The 21,181-nt window shown below is 70.7% G+C and carries 21 protein-coding genes; 10 read left to right on the forward strand and 11 right to left on the reverse strand.

Features of this window, described 5'->3' with window-relative positions; genetic code table 11:
* Positions 1–33 precede the first annotated feature (33 nt).
* The 8 genes from ACAG26_RS12055 to ACAG26_RS12090 all read right to left on the reverse strand — a co-directional run bounded on the left by ACAG26_RS12055 (position 34) and on the right by ACAG26_RS12090 (position 10,186).
* Positions 34–2,217, reverse strand: a complete 2,184-nt coding sequence (locus ACAG26_RS12055) for a malate synthase G (RefSeq protein WP_370482453.1) — start codon at positions 2,215–2,217, stop codon at positions 34–36.
* Between the two features lie 49 nt (positions 2,218–2,266).
* Complete coding sequence (locus tag ACAG26_RS12060) at positions 2,267–3,145, reverse strand: 3-methyladenine DNA glycosylase (protein ID WP_370482455.1); 879 nt, start codon at positions 3,143–3,145, stop codon at positions 2,267–2,269.
* Positions 3,138–4,190 (reverse strand): hemolysin family protein, encoded by a 1,053-nt coding sequence (locus tag ACAG26_RS12065; RefSeq protein ID WP_370482456.1) that lies wholly within the window; start codon positions 4,188–4,190, stop codon positions 3,138–3,140. The genes ACAG26_RS12060 and ACAG26_RS12065 overlap by 8 nt, the downstream gene beginning before the upstream one ends.
* Entirely contained in the window at positions 4,187–5,560 is a 1,374-nt protein-coding gene (locus ACAG26_RS12070; RefSeq protein ID WP_370482459.1) for a hemolysin family protein, read from the reverse strand. The genes ACAG26_RS12065 and ACAG26_RS12070 overlap by 4 nt, the downstream gene beginning before the upstream one ends.
* A gap of 268 nt (positions 5,561–5,828) precedes the next feature.
* Positions 5,829–7,265 carry a GuaB1 family IMP dehydrogenase-related protein gene (locus ACAG26_RS12075; RefSeq protein ID WP_370482461.1) on the reverse strand — a complete coding sequence of 479 codons (1,437 nt, stop codon included), beginning with the start codon at positions 7,263–7,265 and terminating at the stop codon, positions 5,829–5,831.
* A 16-nt stretch (positions 7,266–7,281) separates the two neighbouring features.
* Complete coding sequence (gene gndA, locus ACAG26_RS12080) at positions 7,282–8,739, reverse strand: NADP-dependent phosphogluconate dehydrogenase (RefSeq protein WP_370482465.1); 1,458 nt, start codon at positions 8,737–8,739, stop codon at positions 7,282–7,284.
* 77 nt (positions 8,740–8,816) lie between these two features.
* Positions 8,817–9,755, reverse strand: a complete 939-nt coding sequence (locus ACAG26_RS12085; protein ID WP_370482468.1) for a M56 family metallopeptidase — start codon at positions 9,753–9,755, stop codon at positions 8,817–8,819.
* 14 nt (positions 9,756–9,769) lie between these two features.
* Positions 9,770–10,186: a BlaI/MecI/CopY family transcriptional regulator gene (locus tag ACAG26_RS12090; protein ID WP_370482470.1), complete on the reverse strand. Its 417-nt coding sequence runs from the start codon at positions 10,184–10,186 to the stop codon at positions 9,770–9,772.
* Between the two features lie 225 nt (positions 10,187–10,411).
* On the opposite strand from ACAG26_RS12090, the gene ACAG26_RS12095 reads away from it, so the two are divergent.
* From ACAG26_RS12095 to ACAG26_RS12130, 8 genes are all read left to right on the forward strand, one after another.
* Complete coding sequence (locus ACAG26_RS12095; RefSeq protein ID WP_370482472.1) at positions 10,412–11,197, forward strand: iron reductase; 786 nt, start codon at positions 10,412–10,414, stop codon at positions 11,195–11,197.
* Between the two features lie 171 nt (positions 11,198–11,368).
* Positions 11,369–11,794, forward strand: a complete 426-nt coding sequence (locus ACAG26_RS12100) for a PaaI family thioesterase (protein WP_370482474.1) — start codon at positions 11,369–11,371, stop codon at positions 11,792–11,794.
* Between the two features lie 44 nt (positions 11,795–11,838).
* Entirely contained in the window at positions 11,839–12,141 is a 303-nt protein-coding gene (locus tag ACAG26_RS12105) for an urease subunit gamma (protein WP_370482476.1), read from the forward strand.
* 2 nt (positions 12,142–12,143) lie between these two features.
* The gene (locus tag ACAG26_RS12110; RefSeq protein WP_370482479.1) at positions 12,144–12,455 is read left to right on the forward strand and encodes an urease subunit beta; all 312 of its coding nucleotides are present in this window, start codon (positions 12,144–12,146) and stop codon (positions 12,453–12,455) included.
* Complete coding sequence (locus tag ACAG26_RS12115) at positions 12,455–14,182, forward strand: urease subunit alpha (protein ID WP_370482481.1); 1,728 nt, start codon at positions 12,455–12,457, stop codon at positions 14,180–14,182. Before ACAG26_RS12110 ends, ACAG26_RS12115 begins: the two co-directional genes overlap by 1 nt.
* Positions 14,183–14,273: 91 nt before the next feature.
* Positions 14,274–14,909 (forward strand): urease accessory protein UreF, encoded by a 636-nt coding sequence (locus ACAG26_RS12120; protein WP_370482483.1) that lies wholly within the window; start codon positions 14,274–14,276, stop codon positions 14,907–14,909.
* A gap of 17 nt (positions 14,910–14,926) precedes the next feature.
* Positions 14,927–15,601: an urease accessory protein UreG gene (gene ureG, locus ACAG26_RS12125; protein ID WP_370482485.1), complete on the forward strand. Its 675-nt coding sequence runs from the start codon at positions 14,927–14,929 to the stop codon at positions 15,599–15,601.
* Positions 15,601–16,245, forward strand: a complete 645-nt coding sequence (locus tag ACAG26_RS12130) for an urease accessory protein UreD (protein WP_370482487.1) — start codon at positions 15,601–15,603, stop codon at positions 16,243–16,245. The genes ureG and ACAG26_RS12130 overlap by 1 nt, the downstream gene beginning before the upstream one ends.
* Here ACAG26_RS12130 and ACAG26_RS12135 read toward each other — a convergent pair.
* From ACAG26_RS12135 to ACAG26_RS12145, 3 genes are all read right to left on the reverse strand, one after another.
* Positions 16,242–17,633: an NAD(P)/FAD-dependent oxidoreductase gene (locus ACAG26_RS12135; RefSeq protein WP_370482489.1), complete on the reverse strand. Its 1,392-nt coding sequence runs from the start codon at positions 17,631–17,633 to the stop codon at positions 16,242–16,244. The genes ACAG26_RS12130 and ACAG26_RS12135 overlap by 4 nt on opposite strands.
* A gap of 99 nt (positions 17,634–17,732) precedes the next feature.
* The gene (locus ACAG26_RS12140; RefSeq protein ID WP_370482491.1) at positions 17,733–18,650 is read right to left on the reverse strand and encodes an LLM class F420-dependent oxidoreductase; all 918 of its coding nucleotides are present in this window, start codon (positions 18,648–18,650) and stop codon (positions 17,733–17,735) included.
* Positions 18,651–18,718: 68 nt separating this feature from the next.
* A complete protein-coding gene (locus ACAG26_RS12145) occupies positions 18,719–19,396 on the reverse strand; it encodes an SDR family oxidoreductase (protein WP_370482493.1) in 678 nt (225 codons plus the stop codon).
* Positions 19,397–19,631: 235 nt separating this feature from the next.
* Here ACAG26_RS12145 and modA point away from each other — a divergent pair, with 235 nt between their 5' ends.
* Positions 19,632–20,384, forward strand: coding sequence for a molybdate ABC transporter substrate-binding protein (modA, locus tag ACAG26_RS12150; protein ID WP_370482494.1), 753 nt, complete (start codon positions 19,632–19,634; stop codon positions 20,382–20,384).
* A 2-nt stretch (positions 20,385–20,386) separates the two neighbouring features.
* Entirely contained in the window at positions 20,387–21,181 is a 795-nt protein-coding gene (locus ACAG26_RS12155; protein ID WP_370482496.1) for an ABC transporter permease, read from the forward strand.

The raw sequence follows: 21,181 nt of genomic DNA on the forward strand, positions 1-21,181 counted from the left end.
TGCGCTCTCTTCGTCTACTTACGCCGGATGCAATCAGGCATTTCGGGCCTTCAGCTCGCGGCGCCGCCGATGCAGGATCGGCTCGGTGTAGCCGTTGGGTTGCTCGGTCCCGGACAAGATGAGCTCCTGGGCGGCCAGGAACGCGATGCTGTCATCGAAGTTGGGGGCCATCGGCCGGTAGGCCGCGTCGCCGGCGTTCTGCTCGTCGACCACGGCGGCCATCCGCTCCAGGCTGGCCCGCACATCCTCGCGGGTGATCACGCCGTGGCGCAGCCAGTTGGCCAGCAGCTGCGACGAAATCCGCAGCGTCGCCCGGTCTTCCATCAACGCCACGTCGTGGATGTCGGGCACCTTGGAGCAGCCCACGCCCTGGTCGACCCAGCGCACCACGTAACCCAGGATCGACTGGCAGTTGTTGTCGACCTCCTCGCGGATCTCGTCGGAGGCCCAGGCCAGCTCCTTGGCCAGCGGAATGGTCAACAACTCGTCGATGGTGGTGCGGTGCTTGCCGGCCAGCTCCTTTTGCACCGCGAACACGTCGACCTGGTGGTAGTGCAACGCGTGCAGGGTCGCCGCGGTCGGGGACGGCACCCACGCGGTGCTGGCGCCGGCCCGCGGGTGGGCGATCTTCTGCTCGACCATGTCGGCCATCAGCTCGGTCATCGTCCACATGCCCTTGCCGATCTGGGCGTGACCGGTCAGCCCGGTCGCCAGCCCCACATCGACGTTGGCGTCCTCGTAGGCCAGAATCCAGGGCTGGCTTTTCATGGTGCCCTTGCGCACCATCGGGCCGGCCTCCATCGAGGTGTGGATCTCGTCGCCGGTGCGGTCCAAGAAGCCGGTGTTGATGAACACCACCCGGTCGGCGGCGGCCTTGATACAGGCCTTCAGGTTCAGCGTGGTGCGCCGCTCCTCGTCCATGATGCCGACCTTGATGGTGGCCTGCGGCAACCCCAGCACGTCCTCGACCCGGCTGAACAGGTCGGCGGTGAACGCCACCTCGTCGGGGCCGTGCATCTTGGGTTTGACGATGTAGATGGAGCCGGTGCGGCTGTTGACCAACGGGCCGGTGTCGTCGCTGGCCTTGAGGCCGTGCACCCCGATCAGGCCGGTGAACAACGCGTCCTGGATGCCCTCGAACACCTCGTTGCCGTCGGCGTCGAGGATCGCGTCGTTGGTCATCAGGTGGCCGACGTTGCGCACGAACATCAGGCTGCGGCCGGGCAGCGTCACGGTGCCGCCGTCTGGGGCGGTGAACTCGCGGTCGGCGTGCAGGGTGCGGGTGAAGGTCTTGTCGCCCTTGCTGACCTCCTCGGACAGGTCACCGCGGTTCAGGCCCAGCCAGTTGCGGTAGCCCAGCACCTTGTCGTCGGCGTCGACGGCGGCCACCGAGTCCTCGAAGTCCATGATGGTGGTGACCGCCGACTCCAGCACCACGTCCTTGATGCCGGCGGCGTCGGTCTTACCGATCGGGGACTCGGCGTCGATCAGCACCTCCAGGTGCAGCCCGTGGTGGGCCAGCAGCACCGAGTCGGGGGCGTCGGCGTCACCGGTGTAGCCGGTGAACTGCTCGGGGCTGGCCAGCGCGGTCTCCGACCCGTCGGTGCGGGTGATCACCAGCGCGCCGTCGGCAACCTTGAACTTTTTGACCTCGGCCCACGAGCCGTCGCCCAGCGGCGCCGCGTCGTCGAGGACCTTGCGGGCGTAGGCGATCACCTTGTCGCCGCGCACCTTGTTGTAGCTGGTGCCCTTCTCGGCGCCGTCGCTTTCCGGGATGACATCGGTGCCGTACAGCGCGTCATACAGCGAGCCCCACCGGGCGTTGGCCGCGTTGAGCGCGAACCGGGCGTTGAGCACCGGCACCACCAGCTGCGGGCCGGCGGTGGCGGTGATCTCGTCGTCGACGCCCGCGGTGGTGACGGTGAAGCCGTCGGGCTCGGGCTGCAGGTAGCCGATCTCGGTGAGGAAGGCGCGGTAGGCCTCGGGGTCGATCGGCTCGATCACGTGATGGCGGTGCCACTTGTCGATCTGGGCCTGCAGGTCATCGCGGCGCGCCAACAGCTCCTGATTCCGTGGGGTCAGGTCGGTGACGACCTTGTCCACGCCCGCCCAAAAGCTGTCCGGGTCGACGCCGGTCCCGGGCAGCGCCTCGTTGGTGACGAAGTCATACAGCGTCCGCGCGACGCGCAGATTCCCAACCGACACCCGATCCGTCATAAGTTCCTCCCTCACTGGCAATTAACCACCTTACCGACCGGTAGCACGACTATCCGCAACCGGCGGCCTCCAGTAGCAGGTCACACTGAGCCAGCAGGGTTGCCCGCAGCGGTGCGGCGCGGTCGGCGATGGCGCTCTGGCAACGCACATACTCGGCGCGGCCAGCACGCTGTTCGACGGCGATCGGTTGATATCCGTAGCCGGTCAAGTCGTACGGGCTGGCCCGCATATCCACCTCGCGGGCCGCCGCCGCCAATTCCAGGCAGTCCACCAGGAGCTCGGAACCGATCAGCGGGCTCAGCTTATAGCACCACTTGTATAAATCCATGTTGGCGTGCAGGCAGCCGGGTTGTTCCCACTCGATTTGGGTGGCCCGGCTGGGCGCGCCGGCGTTGCGGGGCCGCGCCGGCGGAGTGAAGAACCGGTACGCGTCGAAGTGGGTGCAGCGCAGCGGCCCGGCGGATTCCACCACGGTGTCGGTGGCCGCCCGGCTCAGCCGCAGCGGCACCCGGTCATGGCGCACCGTGGCGCTGCGGTACACCATGGCCCACTCGTGCAGCCCGAAGCAGTTCAGCGCCGCGGGCCGCGCCGCGGTGGCCCGCAGCAGCCGCGCCACGAACGCGACGGTGTCGCGCCGGGCACGCAGGTACTCCTCGGCGACCCCGACCCGGCCGTCGCGCACCGTGTAGCCGCGCCGGCCGGCGTAGCGGCGCACCGCGTCGGCGCCGGCCAGCGCCGCGCCGTAGCCGGGATGCCAGCAGCGCAGCTGACCGGGCCGCAGGCTGTAGTAGCTGAACAAGAAATCCCACACCGGGTGCGGCTCGCCGACGCGGGCGCGCCGCTGCTGCGGGCCCACGAACCGCTCGACCCGCCGCCGGTAGTCCTCGGCGCGGGTCCGCCACTGCGCGGGGTCCAGCACCTCAGACACGGTGGGTTCCGTCTCGCACCGTGCCGACCAGGTCCTCGACCAGGTCTTCCAGGGCGACCATCGCCACCACCTGGCCGGTCGCGGCGGTCGCCAACGCCAGGTGGCTCTTGCTGCGCCGCAGCCGCGACAGCGCGTCGGGCAGCGGCAGCGACACCGGCAGCTGCGGCAACGGACGCACCACCGCCAGGTCGAGCACCGCGTCCGGGTCATCGCCCAACGCCAGCAGGTCCTTGATGTGCAGGTAGCCGACGAACCGGCCGTCCGGGTCGACCACCGGGAACCGGGAGTAGCCGGTCTCGGCCAGCGCCTGTTCCACCGCGGTGACGGTGGGCCCGGACCCGGCGGCGGCCACCGGCACCGCGCGGATATCGCGCAGCGGCACCGCGACGTCGGCGACCACCCGGGTGCGGACCTGCAGCGCCCGGGTGAGCCGGGTGTGCTCCTCGGGGTCCAGCAGGCCCTCCGACACCGATTCGGCGATCATCTCGGACAGCTCGACGGTGGAGACGGTGACTTCCAACTCGCTTTTGGGCTCCACCCGCAGCGCGCGCAACGTCAGGAACGCGCACCGGTTGTAGAACGCGATGAACGGCCGGGCCGCCCGCACATAGAGCAGGTACACCGGGACCAACAGCATCGCCGCGGTCTCCGGGCCGGCGATGGCGATGTTCTTGGGCACCATTTCGCCGAGCAGCACATGCAGGGTCACCACGATCGACAGCGCCACCAGGAACGACACCGTGTGCAGCAGCGCATCCGGGATGCCGAACAGGTCAAACGGGCGCACCAGCAGGTCGGCGACCACCGGCTCGCCGATCCGGCCGAGCAGGATCGAGCACACCGTGACCCCCAACTGCACCCCGGCCAACATCAGCGGCAGCCGTTCCCCGGCCCGGATCACGGTGACCGCGCGGTTTTTGCCCTGTTCGGCCAGCGCTTCGAGCCGGTCCCGGCGCGCCGAGATCAGTGAGAACTCCGCGCCGACGAAAAACCCGTTCGCGCCGATCAGCAGGACGGTCAGCAGCACGCCCAGCATGTCATTCATCGTCGGCTCCGCTCCGGGGGGTGCGCGTCGCCGCGGTCGCCGAGTTCGGTCAGCTCGATCAGGTCGATGCGGCGGCCGTCCATCCGGACCACGGTGGCCCGCCACCGCGGCGGGTGCTCCGAGGGGGAGTCGGGTTCGAACGCGGGCAGGTCGACGGTTTCGCCGGCCCGCGGGATGTGGCCCAGGTTATGCAGCACCAGGCCGCCGATGGTTTCGTATTCGCCCTGCGGGGCGCGGTACCCGGTGGCCGCGGCCACCTCGTCGATGCGCAACAGCCCCGACACCCGCCAGCCGTCGCCGGCCGGCACCACATCCGGGGTGGTGTCGTCGTGCTCGTCGCGGACGTCGCCGACGATCTCCTCGATCAGGTCTTCGACGGTGACCATGCCCGCGGTGCCGCCGTACTCGTCGACGACCAGCGCGGTTTGCAGGCCGTTGGCGCGGATCTGGGTCATCACCGCGTCGCCGTCCAGCGTCGAGGGCACCACCGCCACCGGCTGGGCGACCGCGCTGAGCAGGGTGGCGGCCCGGTCGCCGGGGGGCACCTCGAACACCTGCTTGACGTGCACGATGCCGATGGTTTCGTCGAGGTCGCCCTGCACGATCGGGAAGCGGGAGAACCCGCTGTCGGTGGCCGCGGCCACCAGGTCGGCGACGGTGTTATCGGTCTGCAGCGCCACGATCTTGGAGCGCGGGGTCATCAGCTCCTCGGCGGTCAGCGCCCCGAAATGCAGTGAGCGGTCCACCAGCGCGGCGGTCGCCGGGTCCAGCGCGCCGCTGCGCGCCGAGGTGCGCACCAGCGACACCAGTTCCCGCGGTGAGCGGGCCGACCGCAGCCCCTCGGCGGGTTCGATGCCCAGCGTGCGCAGGATCGCGTTGGCGGTGCCGTTGGTGGCCCGGATGGCCGGCGTGAAGATCAGCGAGAACAGCAGCTGCGGGCCGGCGGTGGCGCGCGCGGTCGGCAGCGGACGGGCCAGCGCGTAATTCTTCGGGACCAGCTCGCCGAACACCATGGACAGCGAGGTGGCGATCAGCAACGCCAGGAACAAGGCGATGCCGTCGGACATCGTCTCGGGCACACCGAGCGCGGCCAGGCCGGGGCGAAACCACCGGGCCAGCACCGGTTCGGCGAGGTAACCGGTGGCCAGTGTGGTGATCGAGATGCCCAGCTGCGCGCCGGACAGCTGAAACGACAGGGTGCGGTGGGCGCGTTGCACGTAGCGGTCGCGCCGGGCGCCGCCGCGGGCGTTGGCCTCCACGGTGCTGCGTTCCAGGGTGGTCAGCGAGAACTCGGCGGCGACGAACATCGCGGTGCCGGCGGTGAGTAGCACGATGGCCAGCAGGGACAGCAGGGTGAGCGCGAGGTTCATGCTGTCCCATCGGGCGCAGGGGCCCCGCGAGCAGACGTGAAAACCCGGCGGACGGTGAGACTGCGGCTACGGTCGTGGTTTTCGGAAAGTCGCGACCCTAGACGCAATCTCGTCGCCTCGGCAGCCGACCGCTCGGCCCGGAAGCCTGCGGCCTCCACGGGTGCCTGCGGCACGGGTTCCCTTTCGCTCGGTGCTGCGCAACTGCGCGTTGAACTGACATGGTAGCGAAGCCGGGCCGCGACCGGTCCCGGCGCGGCCGGGCCCGCCGTCACCAGCCGAACGGCAGTGGATGCCCCTCGGCGAACCCGGCCGCCGACTGCACGCCGAGCACCGCCCGGTCATGCAGCTCGGCCAGCGTCGACGCGCCGACATAGGTGCAGGTGCTGCGCACCCCGGCGGTGATGTGATCCAGCAGGTCCTCGACCCCGCCGCGGTCCGGGTCCAGGCCCATCCGCGACGTGGAAATACCCTCCTCGAACAACGTCTTGCGGGCCCGCTGATAGGCGCTGTCGTCGGCGGTGCGGGCCACCACCGCCCGCTTGGAGGCCATCCCGTAGCTCTCCTTATACGGCTGGTCGTCGCGGTCGCGCATCAGATCGCCGGGGGATTCGTAGGTGCCGGCAAACCACGAACCGATCATCACGTTGGACGCGCCGGCGGCCAGCGCCAACGCCACATCGCGGGGGTGACGGACCCCGCCGTCGGCCCACACGTGCCCGCCGCGTTGCCGCGCCGCGGCCGCGCATTCGACCACCGCGGACAACTGCGGCCGGCCGACGCCGGTCATCATCCGGGTGGTGCACATGGCCCCGGGGCCGACGCCCACCTTGACGATCGTCGCGCCCGCGTCGAGCAGATCCCGGGTGCCCTCGGCCGACACCACGTTGCCCGCCGCCAACGGCACCCCCAGGTTCAGCGCCGCGACCGCGGCGATCGCCTCCAACGCCTTGCGCTGGTGGCCGTGGGCGGTGTCGATGACCAGCACGTCGACCCCGGTCTCGACCAGCGCGGCGGCCTTGCTGGCCACATCGCCGCTGATGCCGACCGCCGCGGCGATCCGCAGCCGGCCCGCCGCGTCGGTGGCCGGGGTGTAGATGCCGGCCCGAATGGTGCCGGTGCGGGTCAGGACCCCGGCCAGGGTGTGATCGGTGCTGGTGAGCACCGCGACGTCGATCGGGGCGTGTTCGAGCAGGTCGAACACCTGGCGCGGGTCGGTGTCGGCGGGGGCGGTGACGAACTCGGTGATGGCCACGTCGCGGACCCGGGCGAACCGGTCCACCCCGACGCAGGACGCCTCGGTCACCAACCCGATCGGACGGCCGGCCGCCACCACCACCGCCGCGCCGTGCGCGCGTTTGTGGATCAGGGCGGTGGCCGCCGACACCGAGTCGTCGGGGGAGAGCACCACCGGGGTGTCGATGACCAGGTCGCGGCTTTTGACGAACTCCACGCTTTCTTGCACCGCGGCGATCGGCAGGTCTTGCGGCAGCACCACCAGACCGCCGCGTCGGGCCACCGTCTCGGCCATCCGCCGCCCGGCCACCGCGGTCATGTTGGCGACCACCACCGGGATGGTGGTGCCCGAGCCGTCCCGGGTGGACAGATCCACGTCGAAGCGCGAGTCGACCTCGGAACGGTTGGGGACGATGAACACGTCGTCGTAGGTCAGGTCGTACGCGGGCCGGTGCCCCTCTAAAAACCGCATGGTCTAGCAAATGCGGTCAGGCCGGGACTTCGCTGCGGTCCCCACTCCACAGCGTGTGAAACTTGCCCGGCGTGTCGATGCGGCCGTAGGTGTGTGCGCCGAAGAAGTCCCGCTGCGCCTGGGTGAGCGCCGCCGGCAGCCGTTCGGTGCGCAGCGCGTCGTAGTAGGACAGCGCCGAGGAGAACCCGGGAATCGGGATGCCCAGCTGGGTGGCGGTGATGACCACCCGGCGCCAGCTGTCGATCGCCGACTCCACCGCGCTGCGGAAATAGGGGGCGACCAGCAGGCTGGCCAGGTCCGGGTCGGCGTCGAAGGCGTCCTTGATGCGGTTGAGGAATTTCGCCCGGATGATGCAGCCGCCGCGCCAGATGGTGGCCAGGTCGCCGGGGGTGAGGTTCCAGCCGTATTCGGCGCTGCCGGCCTGGATCTGGTTGAAGCCCTGCGAATACGCGACGATCTTGGAGGCGTACAGGGCTTGGCGCACGTCGGCGGTGAAGGTGTCCGGGTCGGTGGGTGTGTCCCCGAGCCGGCCCGACGCCAGGCCGGTGGTGGCCTTGCGCTGGGCCACCGACCCCGACAGCGCGCGGGCGAACACCGCCTCGGCGATCCCGGTGACCGGCACCCCCAGATCCAGCGCGGACTTGACCGTCCAGCGGCCGGTGCCCTTTTGCTCGGCCTCGTCGAGGATCACATCCACCAGCGGCTTGCCGGTTTTGGCGTCGGTCTGGCGCAGCACCTCGGCGGTGATCTCGACCAGGTAGCTGTCCAACTCGCCGCGGTTCCACTCGGTGAACACGTCGGCGATCTGCGGCGCGGCCAGCCCCAACCCGTCGCGCAGCAGCTGGTAGGCCTCGCCGATGAGCTGCATGTCGGAGTACTCGATGCCGTTGTGCACCATCTTGACGAAATGCCCGGAGCCGTCCGGACCGATGTGGGTGCAGCACGGCACCCCGTCGACGTGGGCGGAGATCTCCTCCAGCAGCGGGCCCAGCGACTTGTACGACGCGGCCGGCCCGCCGGGCATGATCGACGGCCCGTTGAGCGCGCCCTCCTCGCCCCCGGAGATGCCCGCCCCCACGAAGTGCAGCCCGCGCTCGGCCAGCGCCTTTTCCCGCCGAATGGTGTCGGTGTACAGGGCGTTGCCGCCGTCGATGATGATGTCGCCGTCGTCCATGGCGTCGGCGAGCTGGTTGATCACCGCATCGGTCGGCTCGCCGGCCTTGACCATGATCAGCACCCGGCGCGGCTTTTCCAGCGCGGCAAGGAATTCGGCGATGGTTTCGGTGCGCACAAAATTGCCCTCGCCGCCGTGTTCGGCCAGCAGCGCATCGGTTTTGGCGACCGACCGGTTGTGCAGCGCCACGGTGTAGCCGTGCCGGGCGAAGTTGCGCGCGATGTTCGAACCCATCACGGCCAAGCCGGTAACCCCAATCTGGGCGGTTCCGGCAGCGGCGGCCGGGTGCGACGGGCTCATAGTTCGCCTCTCGGGTTGTAGTTAGTGCTCCAGCAACACTGTGGCACAGCGCAGTTCGCCGACCCGTTCGGGGTTTCCTACCCGCTGACCAGCCGGTGCAGCTCGATCAGCCACGGTACCGCCAGCGCCGCGGTGGGCACCACCAGCACCGCCGCCGCCGCGCTGTAGGCGGCCGCCGACACCGCACGGCTGTTGCCGCGCCCGGACAGCCGACGCACCCGCACCACGGTGGACGGGCCGCCCACCGCCAGCGCACCGGCCGGGGTCCGCCCGGCGGCGCAGGTCACCAGCGCCCGGGCCAGGGGAGTGGGGCCGGCCACCCGCACCGCCGCATCGTCGGCCAGCAACTCCACCAACAGCTGCACCGCGTCCAGGGCGCTGGCGCTGCGGACGAACCGCGGGAAGGCGGCGTGCACGGCGGTGAACGCCTCCAGCACCAGGTCGTGGCGGGCGCGCAGATGGGCCCGCTCGTGGGTGAGGATGGCGCCGACTTCGGTGTGGGACAGGCTGCTCAGCGTCCCCTGGCTGAGCACCACCCGGCTGCGCACCCCGGGCAGGCAGTACGCCAGCGGCTGGGCCACCTCCAAGACGCGCACGTCGCTGGTGTGGGCGGGAACCGCGTCGTGGGAGACACCGAGCAAATCGACCAGCATCCGGTGCCGGGCCCGCCGGCGCCGGGTGGCGATCGCCACCCGCAGCACCGCGACCGCCAGCCGGGCCCCCACCAGCAGCGTCAGCGCGAACACCCCCATGTACAGCGCCCACAGCGGCCAGCCCATCCGGCCGATGTCGCCCAGGATGGTGGCGGTGGGCCGCCCGTCCGGGCCGGGCATGAACAGTCGGCTGGCGATCGCGATCCCGGCGCTGAACGCCGAGAGCACCGCGGCCACCGCGACGGCCTGCCACAGCACGACCGCGGCCCGCGGTGCGCGCAACGGCCAGGTGGACCGGGCGAGCAGCGCCGGTACCGGGCCCACGAGCAGCACCGCGAGGATGGTGAAGGCCAGCGCGGACACGCTGCCAGTCTCCCTCAGGTGGTGGGTCGACCGCCAATAGGCGGAGGCATCCGGTGTTTGGCTTCCAATTCGTCCAGCGCACGGCGCAGCGCCTCGGCCTCATCGGCCCCGACGCGTTCGACGAAATGCACCAGCGCCGCCTGGCGGCTCCCCGAATCGGCGGCCTGATCTAACGCGTCGACCATCAGCCCGGCGACCAGTTCATCGCGGCCATGCACCGGGGCGTAGCGGTGCGCCCGGTCGTCGCGCAGCTGGGAGACCAGATTTTTGCGGGCCAGCCGCTGCAGCACGGTCATCACCGTGGTGTAGGCCAGGTCACGCCGCGCCGACAGCGCCTCATGCACCTGGCGAACCGTTTGGGGCTGCGGGGCGGACCACAGATGGTCCATCACCGCGCGCTCCAAATCCCCGAGACGGGTCAGCTTCGCCATGTTTCGTTCATCTCCTGAGCAGTACCGCAAGCCTACCCCGCCTTACTACCGGCCGTCGTACCTACATTGCGGGGCCCCGGTGCGCCAGCCCGGCCCGCGCAGCGGCCTTTACCGGTGAACACGCAGCTGAGAAGGTCACCCGCGGCACGGTGTGAGAGCCGTCACAGCCCCGGCGACGGACGTCTGCCACTATGGTTAGGCTTACCTATCTTGAAGGAGGTGTCCGTGACCATCGTGGTCGACGATCCGCTCATCGCCGGAATGGTGATCCACCGCACGTTGCCGCTGCACGAATCCAGCCGGCGGCTCCGTGAGCTGTATCCCGAATGTCCGCGCGTCTACGGTGTGGCGGTGCTGGCCGACGTGTCCCGGCGGCGGTGGTGGCCGCTGGCGTCGGCGCTGACCACGGACCGGCTGCGGCGCATGTTCGACGCCGCCGCCGCGGAGATGGACAGTCGCAGCGCCGCCGCCCACCAACTGGCGGCCACCTTGGCCCACGCGGTGATCGGGCGAGTGGTCGCGCTGGTGGTGCTGGAGGGCCGGGCGTGGGACGCCGGCCTGGAAAACCTGTGGGTGCACGTGGACTCCGACGGTGTCATCGACTGGGTGGGGGTGGTGGACCCGACGCTGCGGGTGCTGCCCGACGACCCCTACCGGGCCGATCGGTCCGCCGACCGCGCCGAGGTGGTGCGGCTGCCCAGCGAGGAGGCCCTGGCCACCTGGACCGCGCACCGCTGCCACCGCACGCTGCAACCGTTGTTCGCCCAACTGCACGCCGTCAGCGGCGGCGCGGTGTCGGTGGCGTCGATGTGGCACACCGTCGGATCGGCGATCGTGGCGACCGCGACCCAGGTGCCGCAGCTGGCCGGCACCAGCGAGATCGCCGGCGCGCACCGGGGCCAGACCGTGCTCGACGCGCTGGTGGCCTTCGGGGTGCCGGTCCGCGGCCCGTCGGCGCGACGCGCCCGACGCCAACACCTTGCGAAATTAGGGCAGCCTTGCCTATGCTAATCCGGTCGAGCAAAGTACGGACCGCGCCGGAGTCCTGAGGGCTGCAGAGACCCCCGGTCCACTCGATGGTCGGGCCCCGTGATTCACGGGGCCCGACCGCATTCTCGGGGGCGTCGAGGGATCCCGGTGCTCGCCCGCTGCGACGGCGCCCGATGGTGTAGACACAACCGTGTGCAATCTTCGCAAAACTCGGTGTTCCCACCGGATGTCGACAACCCCTTCGACAACCTGCTAGGGCTGGAGTTCCTCGAACTCGGCCCGGACGGCGCCCGGGCGCGGCTGCGGGTGCAAGACAAGCTGCTGCAACCGATGGGCCTCGTGCACGGCGGCGTGTACTGCTCGATCGTGGAAAGCATCGCCAGCGTGCCGGCGCACCTGTGGCTGGAGCAGAACGGCGGCGGCAACGTGGTCGGCGTCAACAACAACACCGACTTCCTGCGGGCGGTGTCGGACGGCACGGTGACCGCGGCCTCCACCCCGCTGCACCGCGGGCGCCGGCAACAGCTGTGGCTGGTCACCATCACCGACGAGCAGGACCGCATCGTCGCCCGCGGCCAGGTGCGGCTGCAGAACCTCGAGCCGCGTCCGGCCGGCTGAGCCGCGCCGCGCCGGCGGCCGCGGGCGTGGCAGGATCGCAGGATATGCGCCTGACCCCGCACGAACAGGAGCGCCTGCTGCTCTCGTATGCCGCCGAACTGGCTCGCCGACGCCAGGCCCGGGGGTTGCGGTTAAACCACCCGGAGGCGGTCGCGATCATCACCGATCACATCCTGGAAGGCGCCCGCGACGGGCGCAGCGTCGCCGATCTGATGGTCAGCGGCCGCGACGTGCTGACCCGCGACGACGTGATGGAAGGGGTGCCGGAGATGCTGGACGCCGTGCAGGTGGAGGCCACGTTTCCCGACGGCACCAAGTTGGTCACCGTTCATCACCCGATCGGCTGACCGTGATCCCCGGTGAAATCCTGTACGGCAGCGGCGATATCGCGATCAACGAGGGAGCGCCGCGGCGAGAGCTGCAGATCGTCAACACCGGCGACCGGCCGGTGCAGGTCGGCAGCCATTTCCATCTGCCGCAGGCCAACGCGGCGCTGAGGTTCGACCGGGCGGCCGCGCACGGTTACCGGCTGGACATCCCGGCGGGCACCGCGGTCCGGTTCGAACCCGGCGTGCCCCAGCAGGTCTCGGTGGTGCCGCTGGGTGGACGCCGCGAGGTGCCCGGGCTCAGCCGCACCCCGCCCGGACGGTTGGACCGCTGATGGCGTCGCTGTCGCGGGCGCGCTACGAGCAGCTGTTCGGCCCCACCACCGGTGACCGGATCCGGCTGGCCGACACCGACCTGCTGATCCAGATCACCGAGGACCGCAGCGGGGGACCGGGACGCGCCGGGGATGAGGCGGTGTTCGGTGGCGGCAAGGTGCTGCGGGAGTCGATGGGTCAGGCCCGGACCACCCGCGCCGAGGGGGCGCCCGACACCGTGATCACCGGCGCGGTCATCGTCGACTACTGGGGAATTATCAAGGCCGACATCGGCATCCGTGACGGCCGCATCGTCGCGCTGGGCAAGGCGGGCAACCCCGACACCATGGCCGGGGTGCACCCGGAGCTGGTGGTCGGGCCGTCCACCGAGATCCTCAGCGGGGAGGGGCGGATCGTCACCGCCGGCGCCCTGGACTGCCATGTGCACCTGATCTGCCCGCAGATCCTGCCCGAGGCGCTGGGCGCCGGGATCACCACCATCATCGGCGGCGGCACCGGGCCCGCCGAGGGCTCCAAGGCCACCACGGTGACGCCCGGGGACTGGCATCTGGCGCGGATGCTGGAGGCGCTGGACGGCTGGCCGGTGAACGTCGCGCTGCTCGGCAAGGGCAACACCGTCAACGCCGACGCGCTGTGGGAGCAATTGCGGGCCGGCGCATCGGGTTTCAAGGTGCACGAGGACTGGGGCGCCACCCCGGCGGCCATCGACGCCTGCCTGAGCGTCGCCGACGCCGCCGGGGTGCAGGTGGCGCTGCATTCCGACACCCTCAACGAGGCCGGGTTCGTCGAGGACACCCTGGGCGCGATCGCCGGCCGATCGATTCACGCCTACCACACCGAGGGCGCCGGCGGCGGGCACGCCCCCGACATCATCACCGTCGCCGCGCACCCGAACGTGTTGCCCAGCTCCACCAACCCGACCCGCCCGCACACCGTCAACACCCTGGCCGAACACCTCGACATGTTGATGGTCTGCCACCACCTCAACCCGGCGGTGCCCGAGGATTTGGCGTTCGCCGAGAGCCGGATCCGGCCGTCCACCATCGCCGCCGAAGACCTGCTGCACGACCTGGGCGCGATCTCGATGATCGGCAGCGACTCGCAGGCGATGGGCCGGGTCGGTGAGGTGGTGCTGCGCACCTGGCAGACCGCGCACGTGATGAAGCGCCGTCGCGGCGCGCTGCCCGGCGACCCGTCCGGCGCGGCCGGCCACGACAACACCCGGGTGCGCCGCTACATCGCGAAATACACCATCTGCCCGGCCATTGCGCACGGCATGGACCACGAGATCGGGTCGGTGGAGGTCGGCAAGCTGGCCGACCTGGTGCTGTGGGAGCCGGCGTTCTTCGGGGTGCGCCCGCACGCCGTGCTCAAGGGCGGGACGATCGCCTGGGCACAGATGGGCGACGCGAACGCCTCCATCCCCACCCCGCAGCCGGTGCTGCCGCGGCCCATGTTCGGCGCGGCGGTCGCCGCGGGCACCGCGGTGCACTTCGTCGCGCCGCAGGCCGTCGAATCCGGGCTGGCCGAGCGGCTCGCGGTGCGCCGCCGGCTGGTGCCGGTGGCGAACGTGCGCGGCGTCGGCAAGGCGGCGCTGCCGCTCAACGACGCGATGCCGCGCATCGAGGTGGACCCGGACACCTTCACCGTGCGCATCGACGGGGAGGTGTGGCCGGAGCAGCCGGCCACCGAATTGCCGATGGCGCAACGCTACTTTCTGTTCTGATGGTTATCGTGACGGTTCGCCGAACGTGCACCCACGGCGGGTTTTCGGCCGATGTGCCGCCCTGGTTGCACGTTCGGCGAGGAGTGAGCCGATGACCAACCTGACCACCCTGCTGACATTGGCCGATTCCCGGTTGCCGACCGGCGGCCACGTGCACTCCGGCGGCCTGGAAGAGGCGGTCACCAGCGGCCTGGTCACCGACCTGGTGACCCTGGAGGCGTTCTTAGCGCGACGCATCCGCACCCACGGACTGGTCACCGCGTCGATCGCGGCCGCCGTGCACCGCGGCGACCTCGGTGTCGAGCGGGCCGACCAGGAAACCGATGCCCGCACCCCGGCGCCGGCCGCACGGGAGGCGTCCCGCAGCCAGGGCCGCGGGCTGGCCCGGCTGGGGCGGCGGGTGTGGCCCGAGGCGGCCTGGGCCGAGCTGGGCCGCCGCCCGCACCTGGCGGTCGCGGCCGGCCGGGTGGGCGCGGTCAGCGGGTTGCCGCCGCGGCACACCGCGCTGAGCGTGGTGTACACCACCATGACCGGCTCGGCCACCGCCGCCCAGCGGCTGCTGGCGCTGGACCCCGCCGACGTGGCGGCGCTGACGTTCACGCTGTCGGGGCTGTGCGAGCACACCGCCACCGCGGCCGCCGCCGGGCTCGCCGACCTGTCCGATCCGCTGCTGGACGTGCTGGCCCAACGACACACCGACCGTGACCAGCCGCTGTTCGTTTCGTAACGATTGAAAGGTCCGCCATGCCACCGCATTTCCTCGACGGCCAACCCCACACCCACACCGACCGGCCGCGCCGGGTGCGGCAACCCGGCGAGCCGCTGCGCATTGGCATCGGCGGCCCGGTCGGCTCCGGCAAAACCGCGCTGGTCGCGGCGTTGTGCCGGCAGCTGCGCGACGAGCTGGCGTTGGCGGTGTTGACCAACGACATCTACACCACCGAGGACGCCGACTTTTTGCGCCGCCACGCCGTGCTGCCCGACGACCGGATCACCGCCGTGCAGACCGGCGGCTGCCCGCACACCGCGATCCGCGACGACATCACCGCCAACCTCGACGCGATCGAGGACCTGATCGCCGCCCACGACCCGCTGGACCTGATCCTGGTGGAATCCGGCGGCGACAACCTGACCGCCACCTTCTCCTCGGGGCTGATCGACGTGCAGATCTTCGTCATCGACGTGGCCGGCGGCGACAAGGTGCCCCGCAAGGGCGGCCCGGGGGTGACCTTCTCCGACCTGCTGGTGATCAACAAGACCGACCTGGCGCCGCTGGTGGGTGCGGACCTGAGCGTGATGGCCCGCGACGCCGCCGCGGTGCGCGAGCACCGGCCCACCGCCTTCCTGTCGCTGACCGAGGACCCGGCCGCCACGCCGGTGCTGGCCTGGGTGCGCGCCCAGCTGGCCACTAGCCCTTGATGCACTCCCGGGTCACCCTGGTCGCCCGCCGGGATCGGTTGCCGCACATGGACTGTCGCGGCGGCATCGCGGCCCGGCTGACCGCACCCGACACCGTGCACCTGGTGTCGGCGGCGGCCACCCCGCTGGGCGGGGACAGCATCGGGGTGCAGGTGATCGTCGAAGAAGGCGCGGTGCTGCGGCTGCGCAGCGCGGCGGCCGCGGTCGCGCTGCCCGGGGCCGCCACCCGCACCTCGCACGCCCGGTGGCGGCTGGAGGTGGCCGGGGAACTGGACGTGGACCTGGAACCGACCGTGGTCGCCGCCGACGCGCGGCACCTGTGCAGCGTGGCGCTGCAGCTGCACCCCGACACCCGAATCCGGCTGCGGGAGCGGGTGCAGATCGGCCGCAGCGGTGAGCGGCACGGCTTCTGGTCGGGGTCGCTGTGCGCCGACGTCGGCGACAGCCCGCTGCTGCGGCACCGGGTGGAGTTGGGCGCGGGTTCGGTGGCCGACGACGCGCTGGCCGCCCCACGGGCCAGCGTCAGCGAATTACGGTATCCCGCCAACGGATTCACCGCCGATGCCTGGCCGGGGTCGACGGTGCTGGCGCTGGCCGGCGGGGGCGCGCTGCGCACCTGGCAGGGGCAGCGGCTGCGCGGTTAGCTGGCGGCTTTGTCGGCCTGACCGCCGCGGGCCTCGGCGGCCAGCACCTCCAGCTGTTCGAGCCGGGTGCGGGCGAACGCCTGCTGCTCGGTGATGGTCAGCTGGCCGCGGTGGTTGCGGATGAAGGTCACCGCCCACGACAGCAAGGTGGTGAACTTGGTCTTGAACCCGATCAGATACACCAGGTGCACCATCAGCCAGGCCAGCCAGGCGAAGTAGCCGCTGAACTCCAGCGGACCGATCTTGGCCACCGCGGAGTTGCGGGACACGGTGGCCATCGACCCCTTGTCCAGGTATTGGAACGGCTCCCGGGCGGCCGGGTCGGCGCCGGCCAACTCGGCCTTGATGGTGTTGGCCGCGTACTTGCCGCCCTGGATGGCGCCCTGGGCCATCCCGGGCACCCCCTCCACCGCGGCCATGTCGCCGACCACGAACACGTTGGGGTGCCCGGGCAGCGACAGGTCGGGCAGCACCTTGACCCGGCCGGCCCGGTCGAGCTCCACCGAGCATTGCTCGGCCAGGTTGCGGCCCAGCGGGCTGGCCGACACCCCCGCCGACCAGACCTTGCAGGCCGATTCGATGCGCCGCAGGGTGCCGTCGGCGTCCTTGACGGTCAGCCCGTTGCGGTCGACGTCGGTGACCATGGCGCCGAGCTGGATCTCGACCCCCATTTTCTCCAGCCGGGCCGCCGCCTTGCGGCCCAGCTTGTCACCCATCGGCGGCAGCACCGCGGGGGCGGCGTCGAGCAGGATCACCCGCGCCTTGGTGGAGTCGATGTGCCGGAACGCGCCCTTGAGGGTGTAGTCGGCCAGCTCGGCGATCTGCCCGGCCATCTCCACCCCGGTGGGCCCGGCCCCCACCACGGTGAACGTGAGCAGCTTTTTGCGCCGCTCCGGGTCGCTGGACCGCTCGGCCTGCTCGAATGCGCTCAGGATGCGGCCGCGCAGCTCCAGCGCGTCGTCGATGGATTTCATCCCGGGCGCCCACTCGGCGAAGTGGTCGTTGCCGAAGTAGGACTGGCCGGCCCCGGCCGCGACGATCAGGCTGTCGTACGGCGTCTGGTAGGTGTGGCCCAGCAGTTCCGAGTGGACGACCTTGCCGTGCAGGTCGATGTGGGTGACGTCGCCGAGCAGCACCTGGGTGTTGCGCTGTTTGCGCAGCACCAGCCGGGTCGGCGGGGCGATCTCGCCCTCGGAGATGATCCCGGTCGCGACCTGGTACAGCAGCGGCTGGAACAGGTGATGGGTGGTGCGGGCGATCAACTTGACGTCGACGTCGGCGCGCTTGAACTTCTTGGCCGCGTTCAGGCCGCCGAACCCGGACCCGATGATGACGACCCGGTGGCGCTGCGTGGGCGGTGTAGCAGTGGCTTCAGGCTGGGCACTCATGACTGGGTTGCTCCTCGAGGGCGACTGCGTTCACCAATACCGTAGTCGGCCTAATTGATCGCAGCCGCATCGGCTGCTGTGTGATCAACCACACTTGGCCTATCCGTCGACCAGCGGACGCAGCGCCGCACCGGCCTGGCTGATGGCCCCGGGGGTGGCGAACGGCATGTTGATGATCACGCCGCCGACGCCGGCGTCGAGCACCTTGGTCTTGATTTGCTCGGCGATCGCGTCGGCGCTGCCGACCACCATCCGCTGGGTCAACTCGGCGGGCACCTGCTCGGCGGTGGCGTTGTCGTCGAGCAGCGCGGTGATCAACGCACTGGTTTCCAGGGTGGCCGGATCCCGCCCGATCTCCTCGCAGCTGCGCTGCACCGCCTGGATCTTGCCGGGCAGCTCGTCGAACCCGGCGATGATGTTGAGGTGGTCGAAGTGCCGCGCGGCCAGCGGGATGGTCTTCTTCTCACCGCTGCCGCCGATGAGCAGCGGAATGCGGTCGCGGTAGCGCGGCTCGGCCATGGCCTGCTCGGTGCGGTACCACTGGCCCGAGAAGGTGGGCCGCTCACCGGTGATCATCGGCAAGATGATCTGCAGCGCCTCGCCGAGCCGGTTGAACCGGTCGGTGAAGGTGCCGAACTCGAAGCCCAACTGGTCGTGCTCCAGCTCGAACCACCCGGTGCCGATGCCCAGAATGGCCCGGCCGGCGCTGACCACGTCCAGGGTGGTGATCACCTTGGCCAGCAGGGTCGGGTTGCGGTAGGTGTTGCCGGTGACCAGGGTGCCCAGCTGCACCGTGCTGGTCGCGGTGGCCAGCGCGCCCAGGGCGGTGTACGCCTCGAGCATCGGCTGGTCGGGGGAGCCCAGCAGCGGCAGCTGGTAGAAGTGGTCCATCAGGAAGACCGAGTCGAAACCGGCGGCTTCGGCCTCTTGGGCCTGCGCGATCACGGTGGGGAACAGCTCGGAAACCCCGGTGCCGTAGGAGAAGTTGGGGATCTGGAAGCCAAGGCGGGTAGTCACCGGATTGACCCTAGTCGCCAAAGGCGTTCCGCCGACGCTGATTACGCTTGGCGCGAAGCGGGAATATCTCAGGCGAACTGGGTCAGCGCGCCGTGGCTGACGTGCAGGGTCTGCCCGGTGATGTGGCGCGCCGCCGGTGTGGTCAAAAACAGCGCCAGCCGGGCGGCCTCGGCGGCGACCGGTGGCGGGGTGCTGGTGAGCCCGGTGTAGCCCGGCTCGACATCGCGCCCGGCGGCGACCACGTTGACGGTGATCCCGCGGGTGCCGAACAGGGTGGCCTGCCCGGCCGTCCAGTTCGACAGGGCGGCCTTGACCGCGGCGTCGGCGCTGCCGTCGCGCGGGTTCTCCGGCACCACGGAAATGATCGACCCCCCGGATCTCAGGTGATCACCGACGGTCTGCACGGTCAGCACCGCCGACAGCATGCCGGCGTCCCAGGTGTTGCGCCACGCGGCGGCCAGCTCGGCGGGGGTGTAGGTGCGCGGATCGCCGGTGTCGAACCGCGGCGCCGGCACGTTGATGATCGCGTCGAGGTGATGGGGGAACAGCCCGCGGGCCTCGGCCATGCTGGCCGGGTCGGTGTTGTCGCAGGTGATCGCCTCGACGTCGAGTTCCTTGGCGGCGACTTCCAGCTCGTCGCGGCGGGCGCCGGCCAACGTCACCTGGTGGCCGGCATCGCGGAAGTTCTCGGCGATCGTGCGTCCCAAATCGGTGTCGCCGCCGGTGACCAGCACCTCCATCGCCATGACCTCCTCGTGTTCAACGCGGAAACCCGGTCCCCGGACGGGTGGCCCGGCGCTTCGATGGTGGCACACCGCGGGGCCGGTACCTGGGATTTCAGCGCGTGATGGCGTTGATCGCGTCGATGTTACTGGACGGTAGCTATACGGGGGAATTCGGGAACGAAACGATCTGGGAACATCCCGGCCTCGGCGCGTTCTCACCCGGCCGCGACTCGGCAGGCCCGCTAGTGTTCGCGTCATGACTCGGGTGTGGGCGGTGGCCATCGTATTGGCGACGGTGCTGGCCGGGTTGACCGGCTGTAGCTCCAAACCCCCGGCGCCGTCGATCACGGTGTTCGCGGCGGCCTCGCTGAAGCCGGCCTTCACCGAGATCGGGGAGCGGTTCCAAATCGATAATCCCGGCGCCGGCATCGCATTCAATTTCGCGGGCTCCGCGGAGCTGGCCACCCAGCTGACCCAGGGCGCCACCGCCGACGTGTTCGCCTCGGCCAACACCGCGCAAATGGATAAGGTCGCCCACGCCGGGCTGCTGACCGGGGCCGCGGTGCCGTTCGCCGCGAACACCCTGGTCATCGTCACCGCCCCGGGCAACCCGAAAAAGGTCGCGTCGTTCGCCGACCTGGCCCAGCCGGGCCTGAGCGTGGTGGTGTGCCAGCAGCCGGTCCCGTGCGGGTCGGCGACCCACAAGGTGGAGGACAGCACCGGGGTGCAGGTCGCCCCGGTCAGCGAGGAACCCGACGTCACCGACGTGCTCAACAAGGTGATCACCGGGCAGGCCGACGCCGGGCTGGTGTACATCACCGACGCGCTCAACGCCGGTGACAAGGTGACCGCGGTCAGGTTTCCCGAGGCGGCCGGCGCGGTGAACATCTACCCTATTGCGGTGCTGAAGAACGCGCCGCAATCCGGGCTTGCGCAGCGGTTCGTGGACCTGGTGACCGGCCCCGCGGGTCAAAAGATCCTCGACAAAGCCGGTTTCGCGAAGACCTGACGGTGAGTGCGAGCCGGCCCGCCGGTCTGCCGCGCTGGGTCTACCTTCCGGCCGCCGCCGCGGCGGCGTTCGTGGTGCTGCCGCTGGTGGCGATCGCGGTCAAGGTGGACTGGCGGCATTTCTGGTCGCTGATCACCAGTCCGTCGGCCACCACGGCGTTGCTGCTGAGTTTGAAGACCGCGGCCGCCAGCACCGCACTGTGCCTGCTGCTGGGGGTGCCGTTGGCGCTGGTGTTGGCGCGCAGCCAAGCCCGGGTGGTGCGGCTGCTGCGGCCGCTGATCCTGCTGCCGCTGGTGCTGCCGCCGGTGGTGGGCGGGATCGCGTTGCTGTACGCCTTCGGTCGGCTGGGCCTGATCGGGCGCTACCTCGACGCCGCCGGCATCGACATCGCGTTCACCACCACCGCCGTGGTGCTGGCGCAGACCTTCGTCTCGTTGCCGTTTCTGGTGATCGCATTGGAAGGCGCGGCCCGCACCGCCGGCGCCGACTACGAGGTGGTGGCCGCCACGCTGGGCGCGCGACCTAGCGCGGTGTGGTGGCGGGTGACGCTGCCGCTGCTGCTGCCCGGACTGGCCTCGGGTGCGGTGCTGGCGTTCGCCCGCTCGCTGGGCGAATTCGGCGCGACGTTGACGTTCGCCGGGTCGCGGGAGGGGGTCACCCGCACGTTGCCGTTGGCGATCTATCTGCAACGGGTCACCGACGCCGACGCGGCCGTCGCGCTGTCGCTGCTGCTGGTGGTGGTGGCTGCGCTGGTGGTGATCGGGCTGGGCACCCGCAGGCTGACCGGTGTGGGCTAG

Source organism: Mycobacterium sp. pUA109 (assembly GCF_041287095.1).
Taxonomy (GTDB): Bacteria; Actinomycetota; Actinomycetes; order Mycobacteriales; family Mycobacteriaceae; genus Mycobacterium.